Consider the following 15,977-nt stretch of genomic DNA (forward strand, 5'->3'; position numbering starts at 1 on the left):
TCTCGCACACGAAGCCGGGGCGTCAGTCCTTCTGGCCCGTCATGGCCTCCGGGCGGACCCATTGGTCGAACTGCTCGGCGGTGAGCAGGCCCAGCTCGACGGCGACCTCCTTGAGCGTCTTGCCCTCCTTGTGGGCCTTCTTCGCAATCTTCGCGGCGTTGTCGTAGCCGATGTGCGGGTTGAGGGCGGTGACGAGCATCAGGCTGCGCTCCAGGTTCTCCCGGATGCGCGGCATGTTGGGCTCGAGTCCCACGGCGCAGTGGAGGCGGAAGCTGCGCATGCCGTCCGCCAGCAGCCGGCAGCTCTGCAGGACGTTGTGGATGATGAGGGGCTTGAAGACGTTCAGCTCGAAGTTGCCGGATGCGCCGCCGACGCAGACGGCGACGTCGTTGCCCATGACCTGGGCGCACAGCATGGTGAGCGCCTCGCTCTGCGTGGGGTTCACCTTGCCCGGCATGATGGAGCTGCCCGGCTCGTTCTCCGGGATGGTGATTTCGCCCAGGCCGGAGCGGGGCCCGGAGGCCAGCCAGCGCACGTCGTTGGCCACCTTGAAGAGCGAGGCGGCCAGGCCCTTGAGGGCGCCGTGCGCGTGGACGAGGGCGTCATTGGCGGCGAGCGCCTCGAACTTGTTGGGCGCGGTGACGAAGGGGTGGCCGGTGAGGCGGGCAATCTCCTTCGCCACGCGCTCGGCGTAGCCCTTCGGCGCGTTGAGGCCGGTGCCCACGGCGGTGCCGCCCAGGGCCAGCTCGTACAGGTGCGGCAGCGCCATCTCGAGGTGCCCCCGCGCGTGGTCCAACTGCGCCACGTAGCCGCTCAGCTCCTGGCCCAGCGTCAGGGGCGTCGCGTCCTGGAGGTGGGTGCGGCCAATCTTGACGATGTCCTTGAAGGCGCGGGACTTCTCCGCGAGCACGTCCCGGAGGGACTTCAGCTCGGGGAGGACCTGCTCGACGAGGGCGGTGGCGGCGGCCACGCTCATCGCGGTGGGGAAGACGTCGTTGGAGCTCTGCCCCTTGTTGACGTCGTCGTTGGGGTGGACCTTGCGCGCCTCGCCGCGCTCGCCGCCGAGCAGCTCCGAGGCGCGGTTGGCCAGCACCTCGTTGGCGTTCATGTTCGTCTGGGTGCCGCTGCCCGTCTGCCAGATGCTCAGGGGGAACTCGCCGTCGTGCCGGCCGGCCAGCACCTCGTCGGCGGCCTTGACGATGGCGTCGCCCTTCTCGCGCGGCAGGGTGCCGTTCTCCATGTTGACCAGCGCTGCGGCCTTCTTCACCAGCACGAGCGCGCGGATGAGCGCGGGCGGCATGCGCTCGGTGGAGATGGCGAAGTTCTGGAGGCTGCGCTGCGTCTGGGCGCCCCAGAGGTGCTCGGCGGGCACCTCGATGGGGCCGAAGGTGTCCTTTTCGATGCGAACGTTCTTCGTGCTCACGCGGGGGACTCCTCGAAAGGGGGATGCGGGGCGCCAGGGAATAACAGGCCCGGGCTCGCGGCCGCCGTCCCGGCGTGATTACCGTTGGGACGTGAGCACTCCCACCGCAAGCGGCACCATCCGCGCCCTCCTGCTGGCCCAGGCGCGGGGCACGCCCATGCTCCGCGTCCCCGAGGCCCGGGCCGTCGAGGGGCGGGGCCTGGAGGGAGACCGCCATTCCCAGCGCGCGCTCGGGCACAAGCGCCAGGTGCTGCTCTTGGACGACGCCTCGCGCGCGGCGCTGGACGTGCCGGTGGGCGCGCTGAAGGAGAACGTGCTGGTGGAGGGGCTGTCGCTGGACACCCTGCCCCCGGGCCAGCGGCTGGCCCTGGGGGAGGAAGTCCTGGTGGAGCTGACGGAGCCGTGCGTGCCGTGCTGGAAGCTGGACGCGCTGCGCCCCGGCCTCCTGAAGGAGAGCTGGGGCCGGCGCGGGCAGCTCGCGAAGGTGCTGCGGGGCGGCACGGTGCGCGAGGGTGACGGCGTGCGGCTCCTGGACGTCAATCCGGACGCGCCGCGCATCATCCGCCCGAAGCTGCCCTGAGGCCCGGGCCGCCCACGGGCGCTACACGCGCGTTTCGACGCGCGCCTCGTCGGAGTTCCCCAGGCTGCCGAGCCAGTCCACCGTGCTCTGCAACGGGGCCTTGCTCACCGGGGACGACGGCGTGAAGGCCCAGAGCAGCAGGTACACGAGCATCGTCGTACCGAAGGAGAAGAGGAGCGACACGAGGAAGGCCACGCGCACCAGCGCCGGGTCCAGGTTGAACTGACGCGCCAGCGCCGCGCACACGCCGGACAGCGTCCGCCCCTCCACCCCGCGGTGCATCGGCTCCGTCCGCGTCCCGCAGTGCGGGCACTTCGTGGCCTCCACCTTCATCTCCTCCACACAGGCCGTGCAGCGCTTCATGGCGTCCATGGTGTGTCACTCCCCAGTGGGCCGCCCTTGGCGTCAGCGGCCCTCGTCCCTACCTACGGAAGTCGGCGCTCCCGATTGCGCCCGCCCGGCATTGCCTCGCCGCCGGTGGGTCATCGCCGCCCCACCCCGCCCGTTTGTTGATTTACAGATTTAATCCACCGCTTGTTGACAGGATTACAGGCAAGCAGGCACAACTTCACCAACACTTCCCTTCCTCCCTCTGAGGATCCATTTTTGGGACCGTCGGAGCGATTTACAACGCATCAGGCCAAGGAGTCTGGATGAGCGCGGCAGCCCCTTCGAACAAGACCCCGTCCTTCGGCGCGGGGGTGGTGGTGAAGGGCCTCTGGCACCCCGACTACGCCGAGGTGCTCACCCCCGAGGCGATGGAGTTCGTCGCGAAGCTGGTGCGCACCTTCGGGGAGCGCCGAGAGGCCCTGCTGGAGCGCCGCAAGGTGGTGCAGCAGGCGTGGCGCAAGGGCGAGCGGCCCCACTTCCTGGCGGAGACGAAGGCCATCCGTGAGGGCAACTGGACGGTGGCGCCCCTGCCCGCGGACATCCAGGACCGCCGCGTGGAAATCACCGGCCCGGTGGACCGGAAGATGATCATCAACGCGCTCAACTCGGGTGCGAACGTCTTCATGGCGGACTTCGAGGACGCCAACAGCCCCACCTGGGACAACGTGGTGCGCGGGCAGCTCAACCTGCGCGACGCCGTCCGCCGCACCATCAGCTTCACCGCCGAGGGCGGCAAGCACTACGCCCTCAACCCGAAGACGGCCGTCCTCTTCGTGCGCCCCCGCGGCTGGCACCTGCCCGAGCGCCACGTGGAAATCGACGGCAAGCCCATCTCCGGCTCGCTCTTCGACTTCGCCCTCTTCTTCTTCCACAACGCCCGCGAGCAGCTGGCGCGCGGCACCGGCCCGTACTTCTACCTGCCGAAGATGCAGAGCCACCTGGAGGCCCGGCTGTGGAACGACGTGTTCCACCTGGCCCAGTCGGAGCTGGGCATCCCGCGCGGCACCATCAAGGCCACCGTCCTCATCGAGACGCTGCCCGCCGCGTTCGAGATGGACGAAATCCTCTACGAGCTGCGCGAGCACTCGGCCGGTCTCAACTGCGGCCGCTGGGACTACATCTTCAGCTTCATCAAGACGCTCCAGTCGGACACCAGCGTCGTGCTGCCCGACCGTGGCCAGGTCACCATGGACAAGGCGTTCCTCAACGCCTACTCGCAGCTGCTCATCCAGACCTGCCACCGCCGCAACGTGCACGCCATGGGCGGCATGGCGGCCTTCATCCCCATCAAGGGGGACGCGGCCGCCAACGAGGCGGTGCTGGAGAAGGTCCGCACCGACAAGCTGCGCGAGGCGAAGAACGGCCACGACGGCACGTGGGTGGCCCACCCCGGCCTCGTCCCGGTGGCCAAGGACATCTTCGACGCGAACATGAAGGGGCCGAATCAAATCGCCAACAAGCGCGAGGACGTGCGCATCGGCGAGGCGGAGCTGCTCAAGGTGCCGTCCGGCACGCGCACCGAGGACGGCCTGCGCCACAACATCCGCGTGGGCATCCAGTACACCTCCGCGTGGCTGGGCGGCCTGGGCTGCGTGCCGCTCTACAACCTCATGGAGGACGCGGCCACCGCGGAAATCTCCCGCGCCCAGGTGTGGCAGTGGATTCACCACGGCGCCTCGCTGGACGACGGCCGCAAGGTGACGGGCGAGCTGTTCCGCACGCTGCTCGGCGAGGAGATGGCCCGGATTGAGAAGGAGGGCGCGAAGGAGCGCTACGGCGCCGCCCACCTGGAGCGCGCCCGCGCCCTCTTCGAGCAGCTGTCCACCGCCTCCACCTTCGAAGACTTCCTCACCCTGCCGGCCTACGAGGCCCTGGACGCACAGGGCTGACTTGCGCAGCACGTCTTTCAACCACTTCAACTGTAGCGAGGAGCCTGCGATGTACGACGCCACGCCGACGACCACCGAAGCCTCCCCTCACGCCAAGCTCCACGCTCAGCGCTTCGAGGGAATCACCCGCAACTACACCCAGAAGGACGTGGAGAAGCTGCGCGGCTCCATCACCGTCAGCTACACGCTGGCGGAGCTGGGCGCGAAGAAGCTCTGGGAGCTGCTCCACACCGAGGACTACATCAACGCGCTGGGCTCGCTCACGGGCAACCAGGCGGTGCAGATGGTCCGCGCGGGCCTGAAGGCCATCTATCTCTCCGGCTGGCAGGTGGCGGCGGACGCCAACTCGGCCGGGCAGATGTACCCGGACCAGAGCCTCTACCCGGTGGACTCCGTCCCCGCGGTGGTGAAGAAGATCAACAACGCCCTGCGCCGCGCGGACCAGATTGACCACGCGGAAGGCCGCAATGACCGCTACTGGTTCGCGCCCATCATCGCGGACGCGGAGGCCGGCTTCGGCGGCCCGCTCAACGCCTTCGAGCTGATGAAGGGCATGATTGAGGCCGGCGCGGCCGGCGTGCACTTCGAGGACCAGCTGGCCAGCGAGAAGAAGTGTGGCCACATGGGCGGCAAGGTGCTGGTGCCCACCAGCCACTTCATCCGCACCCTGACGGCGGCGCGCCTCGCGGCGGACGTCATGGGCGTGCCCACGCTCGTCGTCGCCCGCACGGACGCGGACAGCGCCAAGCTCCTGATGAGCGACGCGGACGAGTACGACCACGCCTTCATCGACAAGAAGGCCGGCCGCACCGCGGAGGGCTTCTACCGCCTCAACGGCGGCCTGGACTGCGCCATCGCGCGCGGTCTGGCCTACGCGCCGTACGCGGACCTGGTGTGGTGCGAGACGAGCACCCCGGACCTGGCCCAGGCGAAGAAGTTCGCCGAGAGCATCCGCGCGAAGTACCCGAACAAGCTCCTGGCCTACAACTGCTCGCCGTCCTTCAACTGGAAGAAGAACCTGGACGACGCGACGATTGCGAAGTTCCAGCGTGAGCTGGGCGCCATGGGCTACAAGTTCCAGTTCGTCACCCTGGCGGGCTTCCACGCGCTGAACTTCGGGATGTACGAGCTGGCCCGGAAGTACAAGGACCGCGGCATGGCGGCCTACAGCGAGCTGCAGCAGGCCGAGTTCTCCGCCGAGAAGGACGGATACACCGCCACGCGTCACCAGCGCGAGGTGGGCACCGGCTACTTCGACCAGGTGGCCGAGGTCATCTCCGGCGGCAACGCCAGCACGCTCGCCCTGCACGAGTCGACCGAGGCGCACCAGTTCTAGTCGCGCGCCGCGAAGTCGTGAAGGTCTCCAGGAGGCCGTGGACGGACGGGCCGTGCGCCCGTAAGTCCGCGGCCTTCGGGCGTTTTTCGGGGGACGCAACTTCCGGCCGGTTCCGGCGATAATGGGGATCAGAGGCCTGAAGCGCGCGAGGTGCGCGTCATCCGGGCCGCGACGGAGCCGCCATGAACCGCATCAACTCCTTCTCGGGTCCCCGGGTGCAGCAGCCCACCACCCAGGCCACGAGCGGCGCGTCCCGCACGGGCTTCGGCTCGCTCCTCCAGGGCGCCGCGGCGGCGCCGGCCAACCGTCCGGGCGACCCGCTGATGACGTCCGGTGGCGCGGTGGTGGCCTCGGCGCTGGCGTCGGTGGGCAGCTCGCCGCACAGCGGGCTGATGAACTCCTACCTCTCGGCCGTGGGCCGCGGGCCTATCTCCCAGGAGGGCACCCCGGCGCAGGGGCAGGGCGCCACCGCCGCGCAGCCGGGCTCGGAGCAGGCGAAGCAGGAGCAGGCGCTGATGGACCTGGCCGCGCTGTCCGCCGCGACGCTGGGCAACTCCATCATCCACATGGGCAACAAGAACAAGGTCAGCCTCGACACCTGAGCTTCCTCGGGCCGCGGGCGTGAAGGGCGGGAGCGTGCCACGCGAGTGGCGGCCCCGCCCTTCGTCCTTGCGGGGCTCAGCCCTTCTTCTTGTTGCTCTTCTCGTCGTACTCCTTGCGGTACGCCTCCTGGAGCTCGGGCGCGCCCTTCCAGGGCAGCTCGACCTCGGTGCGCTGACCCCCGTGCTGCTCGGTGATGTCGTTGAGGTGCTCGGCGCGGCCCTCCGCGGGCACCTCGTCACCGGACTCCTCGGGGTCCTTCTGCTTCGCCGGGTCCAGGGGGATGCCCGCGCTGCGCTTGAGGTAGTCGTCCTTCGAATCCATGCGTGGCTCCTTCGAGTCAGTGCGTTGACGCCTTGCCTCGAAGGTGGGGACGGCCGCCCGCCCCGCGCAGGGAGCAGCCGGCCTGACGGGCCCCCGGTGGCCTAGTTGAGGTACTTCGGGCGGGGCGGCTCGGCGGGCTGCTGCTTCATCATCTCCAGCCCCTGGCGGGTGAGGACGAAGCGCACGACGCCGGAGCCGCGCTCGGTGTCGATTTCCGCCTCGAAGGCCGGGCCGGAGATGCCGCCCAGGGCCACGTCCTTGCGGAGGTTGATGACGCGGCCGCTCAGCATGTCTCCGGCCACCTCCTTCATCCCGTCACCGCGCTGGTGCAGCTCGTAGGCGGCCTGGTGCAGCGTCATCGCCAGCGCGGGGCTCAGCGGCTGGGAGCTGAACAGGACGGAGATGAGGACCCAATAGGGAGGAGCCTGGTCGGAAGACATCGCGCCTCCATCCTAAACGCCTCGGGGGGCGCGGGCCCGGAGAAGTGGCGGCGTCAGGACGGGGGCGCCACGCGGGCGCGGGGCTTGCGGCGGGAGACGATGCCCTCCGCGAGCACGGCCTGCTGCTTCCAGTGGCCATACAGCCGTCCCTGGGAGGCCAGCCGGTCCAGCTTGCGCTGCGTCTCCTCGTCCACGCGGCCGGCGGGGGCGTCCCGGAAGGGCGTGCCGGGCAGCGGCATGAAGGTGTGCCCGTGCACGCGGGCGCCCAGCGCGGCGAGCTGCTCCATGAGGGCCACGGTGGCATCCACGTCCGAGCGCTCCTCACCGGGCAGCCCGAGGATGAAGTCCACGTTGGGGATGAAGCCGCCCTCCACCGTGAGCCGGGTGGCGCGCACCACCGTCTCCACGTCGTGGCCGCGGCGGGTGCTCTGGAGGATGCGCTCCGAACCGGACTGCCCGCCGATGATGAGGTTGTCGTTGTGCACGTAGCGCTTGAGGAGCGCGAGCGCCTCGGGGGTGACGTGCTCGGGGCGGACCTCGGAGGGGAAGGTGCCGTAGTAGATGCGCCCGTCCGGGGCCATGGCCTCGCGCACGGCGGCGAGCAGTGCTTCCACTGCGGCGAGATTCACGGACTCGTCCGCGGTGCCGTAGGACATGGACGTGGGGGTGATGAAGCGGATGTCGCGCCGGCCCGAGCGCCGCAGCTCGCGCGCCCAGTGCGCCACATTGGCCACGGAGCGGTGGCGGAAGCGCGCCTTGCTCATGAAGGGCGTCTGGCAGAAGCGGCAGGCGTAGATGCAGCCGCGCGTAATCTCGATGGCGCCGTACATGGCATTGCGCGCGGCGAAGGGCGGGAAGTCGTCGAGCTGCACGCCTTCGCCCCGGCCGTTCTGCACCAGCTTCCCGTCCTCGAGGTACGCGACGCCGTGGGTGGCGCGAGGGTCCTCGCCCCGCTGCACGCGGCCGAGCAACTCACGCAGGGAGTGCTCGCCCTCGCCCACGGCGATGATGTCGAAGCCGGCCTGGAGGGTTTGAAGGGGCTCGGCGGTGGCGTGGACACCGCCGGCGATGCAGAGCACGTCGCGCCCTTCGAGCCGCTCGCGGACCCAGGCGAGCTCCTCCACCGAGGGGCCGAAGCTGGCCGAGTAGAAGGACCACGCGGCCACCACGGTGTCACCCGCGTCGGCGCGCTCGCGCACGGTGGACAGCAGCGTCTCGCGGTCTCGCGGGAAGTGGAGCGACACGCCCACGAGCGCCGGGTCCGACTCCACGGCGCCGGCCAGCACGGTGAAGGCGTACTTGCCGGGGTACTGGTAGCTGAGGACGAGCGCGACGCGGCGGGGAGACTCCATGCGGGAGGGCATGATGCCACAGGCCCCGCGCCGCAAGCCCTTCCGCGAGCGGGCGGGCAGGCGTGGCTCCCGTTCCCGCCCTGGCGTCAGTCTCCGGAGACGGAGAGCGCGTCCCAGGCGGCGCGCACGTGGCGCGTCTTCCGTCACGGACGCTGAGCCCAGCCCTCGTCAGTCAGCTGTGGTGGCGAGCGCGTCCCAGGCGGCGCGCACGTGGCGCTCCTCCGTGTACGTACCGCCGATGGCCATGCGCAGCACATAGCGCGGAGGCCTTCCATCCACGGGCGGCAGCACCGTGTGCGTGAGGAACAGCTTTCCCGTCGCATTCACCCGCTCCAGCAGGGCCCGGTTGCGCGCATCGGTGGCCTCGGGGGCTTCGCCGGGCAGGGGCTTCAGGCGGAAGCACACGAGGGAGAGGGAGCGCGGCGCGGCGAGCTCGAAGCGGGCGTCCTGGGAGACCCAGGACTCGAAGTGCTCCGCCATGCGGATGTGGCCGCGGACATGGGCGCGCAGGCCGCGCGCGCCGTAGTGGCGGAGCACGAACCAGAGCTTGAGCGCGCGGAAGCGGCGGCCGAGGGGGACCTGCCAGTCGCGGTAGTCGATGACGGCCCCGCTCGCGCTCGCGGCGTTGCGGAGGTACTCGGGCATCACGCTCAGGGCGTCCAGCAGGGCGCGCTTGTCCCGCGTGTAGAAGGCGTTGCAGTCGAAGTTGGTGAGCAGCCACTTGTGCGGGTTGAAGGCGAACGAGTCCGTCACCTCCACACCGTCCAGCAACGCGCGGTGCTCGGGGCAGACGAGCGCGGCGCCCGCCCAGGCGGCGTCGACGTGGAGCCAGCCTCCCGAGGCGGTGACGCCCGTGCGCTCCAGGACGGCGCTCACGGTGCGGACGGGGTCGAAGGCGCCGGAGGACGTGGTGCCCAGGCTCGCGCAGACGAAGAAGGGGCGGCGACCGGCGGCGAGGTCCTCGCGGATGGCGCGCTCCAGTGCCTCGGGGCGGAGGGCCTGGTGGGCGTCGGTTTCAATCTGGCGCACGTGCACCGTGTCGTCCGCGCCCCGGGCGACACCGCAGAGCATGGCGGCCTTGAGCACGGACGAGTGGGCCTGCGTGGAGGAGTAGGCCACCCATTGAGAGTCCGCGGGAGCGCCGTGGCGGCGGACGCGGTCTCGAGCGGCGACCATGGCGACGAGGGTGGCCTCGCTGGCGGTGCCCTGGATGACGCCGCCGCCGGAGGCGGAGGTGGAGCGGAAGGACGCGGGCAGGGCGGTGAGCTCGGCGAGCCAGTCCAGCACCCGGGTCTCCATCTCCGTGGCGGCGGGGCTGGTGGACCAGAGCATGCCCTGCACGCCGAGGCCGGCGGATAGCAGCTCGCCGAGGACGGCCGGGCCGGAGGCATTGGCGGGGAAGTAGGCGAAGAAGGAGGGGGCCTGCCAGTGCGTCAGCCCCGGGAGCACGACGTCCTCGAGGTCGCGGAAGATGGCGTCCCAGCCCTTCTCACCGTCGAGGCCCTCTTCGGGAGGATGCGCGGGGAGCTTGGAGGCGACGGCGCCGGGACTGACTTGCGAGCGGACGGGGAAGGACTCCAGGCGGGACCAGTAGTCGGCAATCCAGTCGACCATCTTGTGCCCGAGCTTCCGGAACTCTTCCGGGCTCAGATGGGGCACCGCTTCGTCACCGTCACGCGCGTCGTGGCTCATGCGCGCGGTTCCTCCCATGGGTGGCGCGGAGCTTCAAGCGCCGGGTGCGGGCTACCCGGGGTCGAGGGCCCAGGTTCCCTCCCTCCAACGCTCCAACGCCTGCCCTGCTTCGAAGGCAATGAGCCCCTGCCCCATGGCCACCTGCTTCAGAACCGCTACTGCCTCGTCGGTGCGGTGACGAAGGAGGTACACCGCCGCCATCGTCCGGACATCCACACTGGGATGGGCGAGAAGCACGGCGAGCGCATCGCGCCCAGCATCTCCCTGAGCACGCAGTTGCTTGAACGCGGCAGCACGCTGTCGGGCGTGCCTGTTACCGGTCTTGGCATCCCCTCGCCAGATAGCATCCGTCTGTGCTGCGACGCTGTGAGCGAATTGCTCCACCAATTCCTCGAGGGACATCACAAGATTGCCTACTTTAGAGTCACAAAGTTCCGGTTCACTAGCCCGGGTCCAAGGCCCACGAGCCCTCCTCCCATCGCTTCAGGGCTTCGGAAGCTGAGAAGGAGACCATTCCTTCCCCCACTGCCGCTTCACGGAGCACCGCTTTGGCATCCTCGGTTCGATGGCGGAGCAGAAAAGCCGCGGCTTTGACCCGTACGTCCATTCGTGGATGTGTGAGCAATGCCGCGAGCGCATCTCTTCCCGCGTTTCCTTGTGCGCAGAGCTTGTCGAACGTCGCGTTGACCTGCCTGGCGTGCTTGTTCCCCGTCTTGGCATCCCCCTGCCAGATGGCATCAGTCTGCGCGGCGGCGTGTCGGGCGAATGCCTCAACGAGCTTCTCCAGATTCACGTCCCAGCCCCCCAGATCCCCCTCTGGACCTTCTCGATGGCTTAGGGTCCGAAATCACGTTGGGCTTCGTAGGATTTGGTGCTGAGCCACTGCCTCACGGTCAGACTCCTGGAGCCGGTGATTTCCTGCTGGATCGATGAGTAGAACGCGCTCACCCGAGTATGCAGTGCCTCGTCCAATGGCACGACGTTCCGTGCATTGTGCAGGGACTCAGGTCCGAACCGCTGCACGTTCCCCGGCGTCTGCTCGACGATGTGGTGCCACTGCTTTCCGGGGCCCGCCTTCCCCATCGCCTTCTTGAAGCCACTGAACGACTTCCAGGCCCTGCCTCCGGCCGGCTGGGCTACAGAAGACGTGCTCGCACCACGGGCCGCCATCGCCACGGCTCCAGGCGCCAGCACCATGGTGACGCCCTCGGCCGTCACCGCCACCGTCTCCACCTGCCCCACGGCCCCGTACACGAGCCCCGCCTGTGCCTCGGCCCGTACCACCGCCTGCGCCGCCCCAGGCAGCTTCGGCAACCTCGCCGCGAAGGCCGTCGGCGTGCTGCCCATCGCCGCCATCGCCAGCATCGCGAACGCCCGCGCCGCGTTCCTCCCCATCACCTTCCCGTAGCGCGCCCCTGCGTCGCGCAGCTCGTCGAAACTGCTCGCGCGCTCCGACTCCTCCCAGAGCCGCCGGAACCCGAGAATGAGTCCCCTGAAGGTATCCAGCCCCACGTACACGATGAGCGACGCCGTCATCACCGCCGCCACGCCCTTTGTCAGGGGCTCCGGCACCGTCCACAGAATCGCATACGTCGCCATGGTCCACAGGACCGCGGACACCATGGCCTCCGGGTCCGCCATGTCCTTGAACGCCTCCAGCATCTCCTCCAGCACCGCGCCCCTCGCCAGGGCCATGGCCAGCGCGAAGCGTCCATCCCCGGTGACGACGGGACTCTCCACCAGCAGCCGCAGGCAGTCGCCCTTCCCGCCGGTCCGCGCGCACCACGCCAGGTAGGCACGCGTCAGCGCCACCTCCCCTGCCGGCAGCTCCGCCTCCAGGCGTTCCCCTGGCCCTGCCGGAGTCATTCGGCGGCTGCGCGACTCGTAGGTATACGTGCCCGCGCGCGCGTCCACGTCGAACAACCGTCGCGCGGTCTCCTGTGGCCGGGCCGGAGGACGCACCTCGCGAGCCAGCTCCGCCACGGCCGCCTGGAAGTCCTCCGCATCCACCGCAAGCGGCGCCGCATCCGCGTCACGCGGAACGTGGACACGGGGAGCACCCTCTCCCGTATCCAGCCGCACCGTCTGCCGGGCACCGCCGCACGCGGCCAGCACCACACACAGCAGCGGCCACCACCGACGCGGCATCATCAGAACCCCTCCGACCGGGCGCCCTGCTCCGGGCCGCGTCACTCCAGAAGGAGGAGCCCCTCAAGTCAAGGCAGCAGCAGGCCTCCAGGGGCCACCATCCATGCGCCTCGACTCCACAGGGCGCGCGAGCCCATCACTCGCGCGCCCCGCTCCACGTCAGCTCCGGCGGCGCCGGGCCCGCATCAGCCCCAGCACGCCCAGCAGCGCGAAGGCCGCGAACGGCGTCCCACCGGCACTGCTGCAACCCACCTCACCAGCCAGCTCCTCGCCCGAGGGAATGCCCTGGGACGGAGGCGGCACGCCCGAACCCGGCGGCGTCTCCGTCTCCGGAGCCTCCTCCACCGGCGGAGTCCCCGCGTCCACGACTGGAGTCCCCGCATCCGCGGGAGGCGTCCCCGCATCCACCGGCGGCGTCCCCGCGTCCACGACCGGAGTTCCCGCATCCGCAGGAGGCGTCCCCGCGTCCACGGGCGGCGGCGGCACATCCAGCGCAATCACATCCGCCAGCGCCGTCGCCTGCACGAACCCATCATGGTAGACGACGCCCACCGGCTGAACCGTGTCACTCCGATACAGGCCCAGCTTCAGGTAGTTCTTCTGCCCCGAGTACATCGTCACCGCGCCGCGCTTGGGCATCACGAGCTCCTTGTTGTGCCACAGCTCGAGGAAGCCCGTGTTCGCGGTGGCACCCCACTTCGCGTGCAGGATGAACTCGTGCCACACGCCGCGGACCAGCTTCGTCTTCCACGGCACCTCGCCCGTGCCGGGCAATGACAGGCGAATCTCCTCGCCGCGCACGTAGAACTCCACCGGCGGCGAGCCGCAGCACCCGTCATGGTGCCACTGCGTGAAGAGCTGCCACGTGTCCACGCTCGGGAAGTCCTTCGCGAACATCACCTTCCAGCGGTAGTAGTACTCCGAGCCCACCGCCTCCCGGCCCTGGTACACCAGCTCGTTCCGGTTCCCGCTGGCGTTGATGGGGTCATCGCCCTGCTTCACCGTGACCTTCAGCGCGTACTTCCCTTCCGCCACCGGGGACGTCACCACCTGCAGCCGGTCCGCGGCCACCATCTGCGTGCCGGAGTATTGCGAGCGGTCTCCCGTCTCGAAGTCACCGCGCCACACGATTCCAGCCGACGCCAGGCCAGGGACCAGCCACATCGCAAGCCAGACGGGAAAGAGTGCTTTCACTGATGTGCCCTTGAGAAGGTTTGACAGCCAACGAGTGACACACCGTACCGCAAGGCATTCCGCGCTTCATTCCACCGGCAATTCCTTCCCACCTGCCTGACAACAGGGCAGACAGACAGACAAGCCCTCGAAGGGTGTGAAACATGTTTCACCCTTCTGTGACTCTGAGTGGCCCCTCGGCCAACCGGGCGAGCCGGCCCGCGTGACGCAGTGCACAAGGCGACGAGGCGGGCAACCAGGAGGCTGACTGCCGGCAGGCGTGGTGTATGGTCCCCACCCTTCCGGCACCCCCTCTGAAGGGGGCGTCCCCGGTGCACCCATGCTTGTTCTGCGTGACGTCCAGAAGACCGACCTGGCCGGCCTCAAACGGCTTGCCGCCGTGCTCAACACGGTGAACCTGCCGAACAACGAGGAGACGCTCGAAGCCATCATCGACAAGTCGGTGAAGAGCTTCGCGGGAAAGGTGAAGAACCCCTTCGACCGCGAGTACCTCTTCGTCCTCGAAGACGTGCGCAACAACCTCATCATCGGCACGTCGATGATCATCGCCCAGCACGGGACGTACGAGGCGCCGCACATCTACTACGAGGTGAGCGAGCGCGAGCACTACTCCGCGTCCCTCGAGCGGCACCTGCGCCACAAGGTGCTCTCCATCGCCTACAACTACGAGGGCCCCACCGAAATCGGCGGCCTCGTCGTGGACCCGCCCTACCGCGCCACGCCGGACAAGCCCGGCAAGCAGCTGTCCTACGTGCGCTTCCTCTTCATCGCCATGCACCGGCGCATCTTCCGCCCGCGCGTGCTGGCGGAACTGCTCCCGCCGCTGTTGCCGGACGGGCGCAGCCTCTTGTGGGAGGCGTGCGGCAAGAAGTTCACCGGCCTCACCTACCAGGAGGCGGACCGCCTCAGCCGGCAGAACAAGGAGTTCATCAAGGAGCTGTTCCCCTCCTCGGACATCTACGCGTCGCTCTTCCCGGACCGCGTGAAGAAGGTGCTGGGCGAGGTAGGCCCCCAGACGCGCGGCGTGCAGCGCATGCTGGAGCGCGTCGGCTTCAAGTACGTGGAGCGCATCGACCCGTTCGACGGCGGCCCCCACTTCGAGGCCAACACGGCCGACATCACCCTGGTGCGCAAGTACCGCACCGTGAAGCTGGCCGAGGAGGACTTCGAGATGGAGGGCGACGACGTGCTCGTCGCCCTGGAGCACGACTCGGGCCGCAACCGCTTCCGCTCCGTTCGCTGCCAGGCCCGCCTGGACAACACCGTGGCCTACCTGCCCGCCCGCGCGAAGGAAATCCTGGGCGCGGAGCCCGGGGCGAAGCTGTCGCTCATCCCCTTCGAGTAGCCGCGCGTCACGGCCGGCGCACCACCCGGTGCGCCCCGCGCAGCAGCTCCAGCCAGCGCCGTCCCGCTTCCAGTGCCGGCCCTCGCGCGTCTTCCAGCGCGAGCGGCAGGTGCGTGTCCGGCCTCACGGCGTCCAGCGAGGTGGGGTCCAGGTCCAGCGTCCCTCCCTTCGCCAGCGCCACGCGCACCCACGCGTGCGGACGCGCCGGGCCGCCGTCCACCACCAGCAGTCCGTGGACGAGCGCCACCTTCACGCCACGCTCCCGCGCTCCCGCGGCGAAGCGCAGCGCGTGCGCGAGACAGCCGCCCGCCTCGCCCTCGCCATTCTCGGCCCAGTCCGCGACCGTGGGCCCCTTGTCGATGAAGGCCGCGTGGACCCGCTCCGCCAGGGCGCTCGCGGACCCCGCTTCCCAGGGCGTCATGCCGTCCAGTCGCGCGGGGACCTCCAGCGGAGGCGCCAGCGCCAGGGCGCCGCGCGTGCCCTCCACCGGCAGCCCCTGCGCGAAGAGCTCCGGCGGCGAGCGCAGCCGCGTGCCGGGGGCCGCCACGGTGAAGCGGGAGTCGCCCACGTCCAGCACCTCCAGCCGGCCCCGCTCGGAGTAGCTGGCGCGGAAGGGCGTGCCCAGCAGGGTGCCCTCCACCCGCGAGCCCTCCACGCGCGTGACACAATGCGGGCCCTCGCGTCCGGAGAGCTCCTCTCGCGCCACCACGCAGCCCACGGCCGGCGGACCGCGCCAGAGCCACAGCGCCTGCGGGAACACGTCCGGGCCCGACACCCGCTCCACTGCGTTTGCCTCCGCGCCCGAGCCCCGCCCTCGCTTCGAGCCCGCATCCGGTGAGCCTCGCGCCTCCACCGCCGCGTCATGCCCGGCACCCACTTCCAGTGGACCTCGCCCATGCCATGCCGGTGCGGGCCCCTTGCTCGCCTCACCGGCTTGCGAGTCGCGCACCCGCCCCACCCCATCCACCTCCAGCGTCATCTCGCGCCGGCGCTCGCCCGGCTGGCCGTCACGCGTGTGCAGGTGCCGGCTCGCGTACGTGAAGCGCCCCGGCTCCCGCGTCAGCGTCACCGTCCCCACGGGCACGCCCCGCCACGCGAAGACGAAGCGCGCCTCTTCACGGGGTAGCGCAGACCCGGCCACCTCGCCAGGGTTCGCGGGCTTCACAGGGAGAGCGAGGAGCAGGAAGGCGAGCAGGGCGGCCACGGCCCGAAGTGTGCGGCGTTTTGAGGACCGGCGCGAGAAGGCAGGGTAGCGTTGCGCCGT

The 15,977-nt window shown here is 69.8% G+C and carries 16 protein-coding genes; 5 read left to right on the top strand and 11 right to left on the bottom strand.

Going from position 1 to position 15,977, the window contains the following annotated elements; genetic code table 11:
- Positions 1-22: 22 nt before the first annotated feature.
- Positions 23-1,423 (bottom strand): class II fumarate hydratase, encoded by a 1,401-nt coding sequence (gene fumC, locus ACX9TP_RS41200; protein ID WP_482976161.1) that lies wholly within the window; start codon positions 1,421-1,423, stop codon positions 23-25.
- A gap of 91 nt (positions 1,424-1,514) precedes the next feature.
- Between fumC and ACX9TP_RS41205 the strand changes: the two genes are divergently transcribed.
- Entirely contained in the window at positions 1,515-2,003 is a 489-nt protein-coding gene (locus ACX9TP_RS41205) for an MOSC domain-containing protein (protein ID WP_482976162.1), read from the top strand.
- 21 nt (positions 2,004-2,024) lie between these two features.
- Here ACX9TP_RS41205 and ACX9TP_RS41210 read toward each other — a convergent pair whose 3' ends face one another.
- Positions 2,025-2,375, bottom strand: a complete 351-nt coding sequence (locus ACX9TP_RS41210; protein WP_482976163.1) for a PspC domain-containing protein — start codon at positions 2,373-2,375, stop codon at positions 2,025-2,027.
- A 281-nt stretch (positions 2,376-2,656) separates the two neighbouring features.
- Here ACX9TP_RS41210 and aceB point away from each other — a divergent pair, with 281 nt between their 5' ends.
- From aceB to ACX9TP_RS41225, 3 genes are all read left to right on the top strand, one after another.
- Complete coding sequence (gene aceB, locus ACX9TP_RS41215) at positions 2,657-4,282, top strand: malate synthase A (RefSeq protein ID WP_482976164.1); 1,626 nt, start codon at positions 2,657-2,659, stop codon at positions 4,280-4,282.
- Between the two features lie 49 nt (positions 4,283-4,331).
- Positions 4,332-5,618, top strand: coding sequence for an isocitrate lyase (gene aceA, locus ACX9TP_RS41220; RefSeq protein WP_482982301.1), 1,287 nt, complete (start codon positions 4,332-4,334; stop codon positions 5,616-5,618).
- Between the two features lie 182 nt (positions 5,619-5,800).
- Positions 5,801-6,220: a hypothetical protein gene (locus ACX9TP_RS41225; RefSeq protein ID WP_482976165.1), complete on the top strand. Its 420-nt coding sequence runs from the start codon at positions 5,801-5,803 to the stop codon at positions 6,218-6,220.
- Between the two features lie 76 nt (positions 6,221-6,296).
- Here ACX9TP_RS41225 and ACX9TP_RS41230 read toward each other — a convergent pair whose 3' ends face one another.
- From ACX9TP_RS41230 to ACX9TP_RS41265, 8 genes are all read right to left on the bottom strand, one after another.
- On the bottom strand, positions 6,297-6,542 hold the full coding sequence (locus ACX9TP_RS41230) for a hypothetical protein (protein ID WP_482976166.1): 246 nt from the start codon (positions 6,540-6,542) through the stop codon (positions 6,297-6,299).
- Between the two features lie 101 nt (positions 6,543-6,643).
- The gene (locus tag ACX9TP_RS41235) at positions 6,644-6,982 is read right to left on the bottom strand and encodes a hypothetical protein (protein WP_267859434.1); all 339 of its coding nucleotides are present in this window, start codon (positions 6,980-6,982) and stop codon (positions 6,644-6,646) included.
- Between the two features lie 53 nt (positions 6,983-7,035).
- Positions 7,036-8,334 carry a TIGR04013 family B12-binding domain/radical SAM domain-containing protein gene (locus tag ACX9TP_RS41240; RefSeq protein ID WP_482982302.1) on the bottom strand — a complete coding sequence of 433 codons (1,299 nt, stop codon included), beginning with the start codon at positions 8,332-8,334 and terminating at the stop codon, positions 7,036-7,038.
- Between the two features lie 168 nt (positions 8,335-8,502).
- Positions 8,503-10,026 carry a pyridoxal-dependent decarboxylase gene (locus ACX9TP_RS41245; protein ID WP_482976167.1) on the bottom strand — a complete coding sequence of 508 codons (1,524 nt, stop codon included), beginning with the start codon at positions 10,024-10,026 and terminating at the stop codon, positions 8,503-8,505.
- A gap of 51 nt (positions 10,027-10,077) precedes the next feature.
- Positions 10,078-10,428: a DUF2019 domain-containing protein gene (locus ACX9TP_RS41250; RefSeq protein ID WP_482976168.1), complete on the bottom strand. Its 351-nt coding sequence runs from the start codon at positions 10,426-10,428 to the stop codon at positions 10,078-10,080.
- Positions 10,429-10,468: 40 nt separating this feature from the next.
- Complete coding sequence (locus ACX9TP_RS41255) at positions 10,469-10,819, bottom strand: DUF2019 domain-containing protein (RefSeq protein WP_482976169.1); 351 nt, start codon at positions 10,817-10,819, stop codon at positions 10,469-10,471.
- A 41-nt stretch (positions 10,820-10,860) separates the two neighbouring features.
- Positions 10,861-12,177, bottom strand: a complete 1,317-nt coding sequence (gene sitA5 / locus ACX9TP_RS41260) for a SitA5 family polymorphic toxin (protein ID WP_482976170.1) — start codon at positions 12,175-12,177, stop codon at positions 10,861-10,863.
- A 156-nt stretch (positions 12,178-12,333) separates the two neighbouring features.
- Positions 12,334-13,338 carry a heparin lyase I family protein gene (locus tag ACX9TP_RS41265; RefSeq protein ID WP_482976171.1) on the bottom strand — a complete coding sequence of 335 codons (1,005 nt, stop codon included), beginning with the start codon at positions 13,336-13,338 and terminating at the stop codon, positions 12,334-12,336.
- 349 nt (positions 13,339-13,687) lie between these two features.
- Here ACX9TP_RS41265 and ACX9TP_RS41270 point away from each other — a divergent pair, with 349 nt between their 5' ends.
- Positions 13,688-14,713, top strand: coding sequence for an arginine N-succinyltransferase (locus tag ACX9TP_RS41270; RefSeq protein WP_482976172.1), 1,026 nt, complete (start codon positions 13,688-13,690; stop codon positions 14,711-14,713).
- A gap of 7 nt (positions 14,714-14,720) precedes the next feature.
- On the opposite strand, the gene ACX9TP_RS41275 is transcribed toward ACX9TP_RS41270, so the two are convergent.
- Complete coding sequence (locus ACX9TP_RS41275) at positions 14,721-15,917, bottom strand: lasso peptide biosynthesis protein (RefSeq protein ID WP_482976173.1); 1,197 nt, start codon at positions 15,915-15,917, stop codon at positions 14,721-14,723.
- Between the last annotated feature and the right edge of the window lie 60 nt (positions 15,918-15,977).

It is taken from the genome of Pyxidicoccus sp. M15, assembly GCF_056858435.1.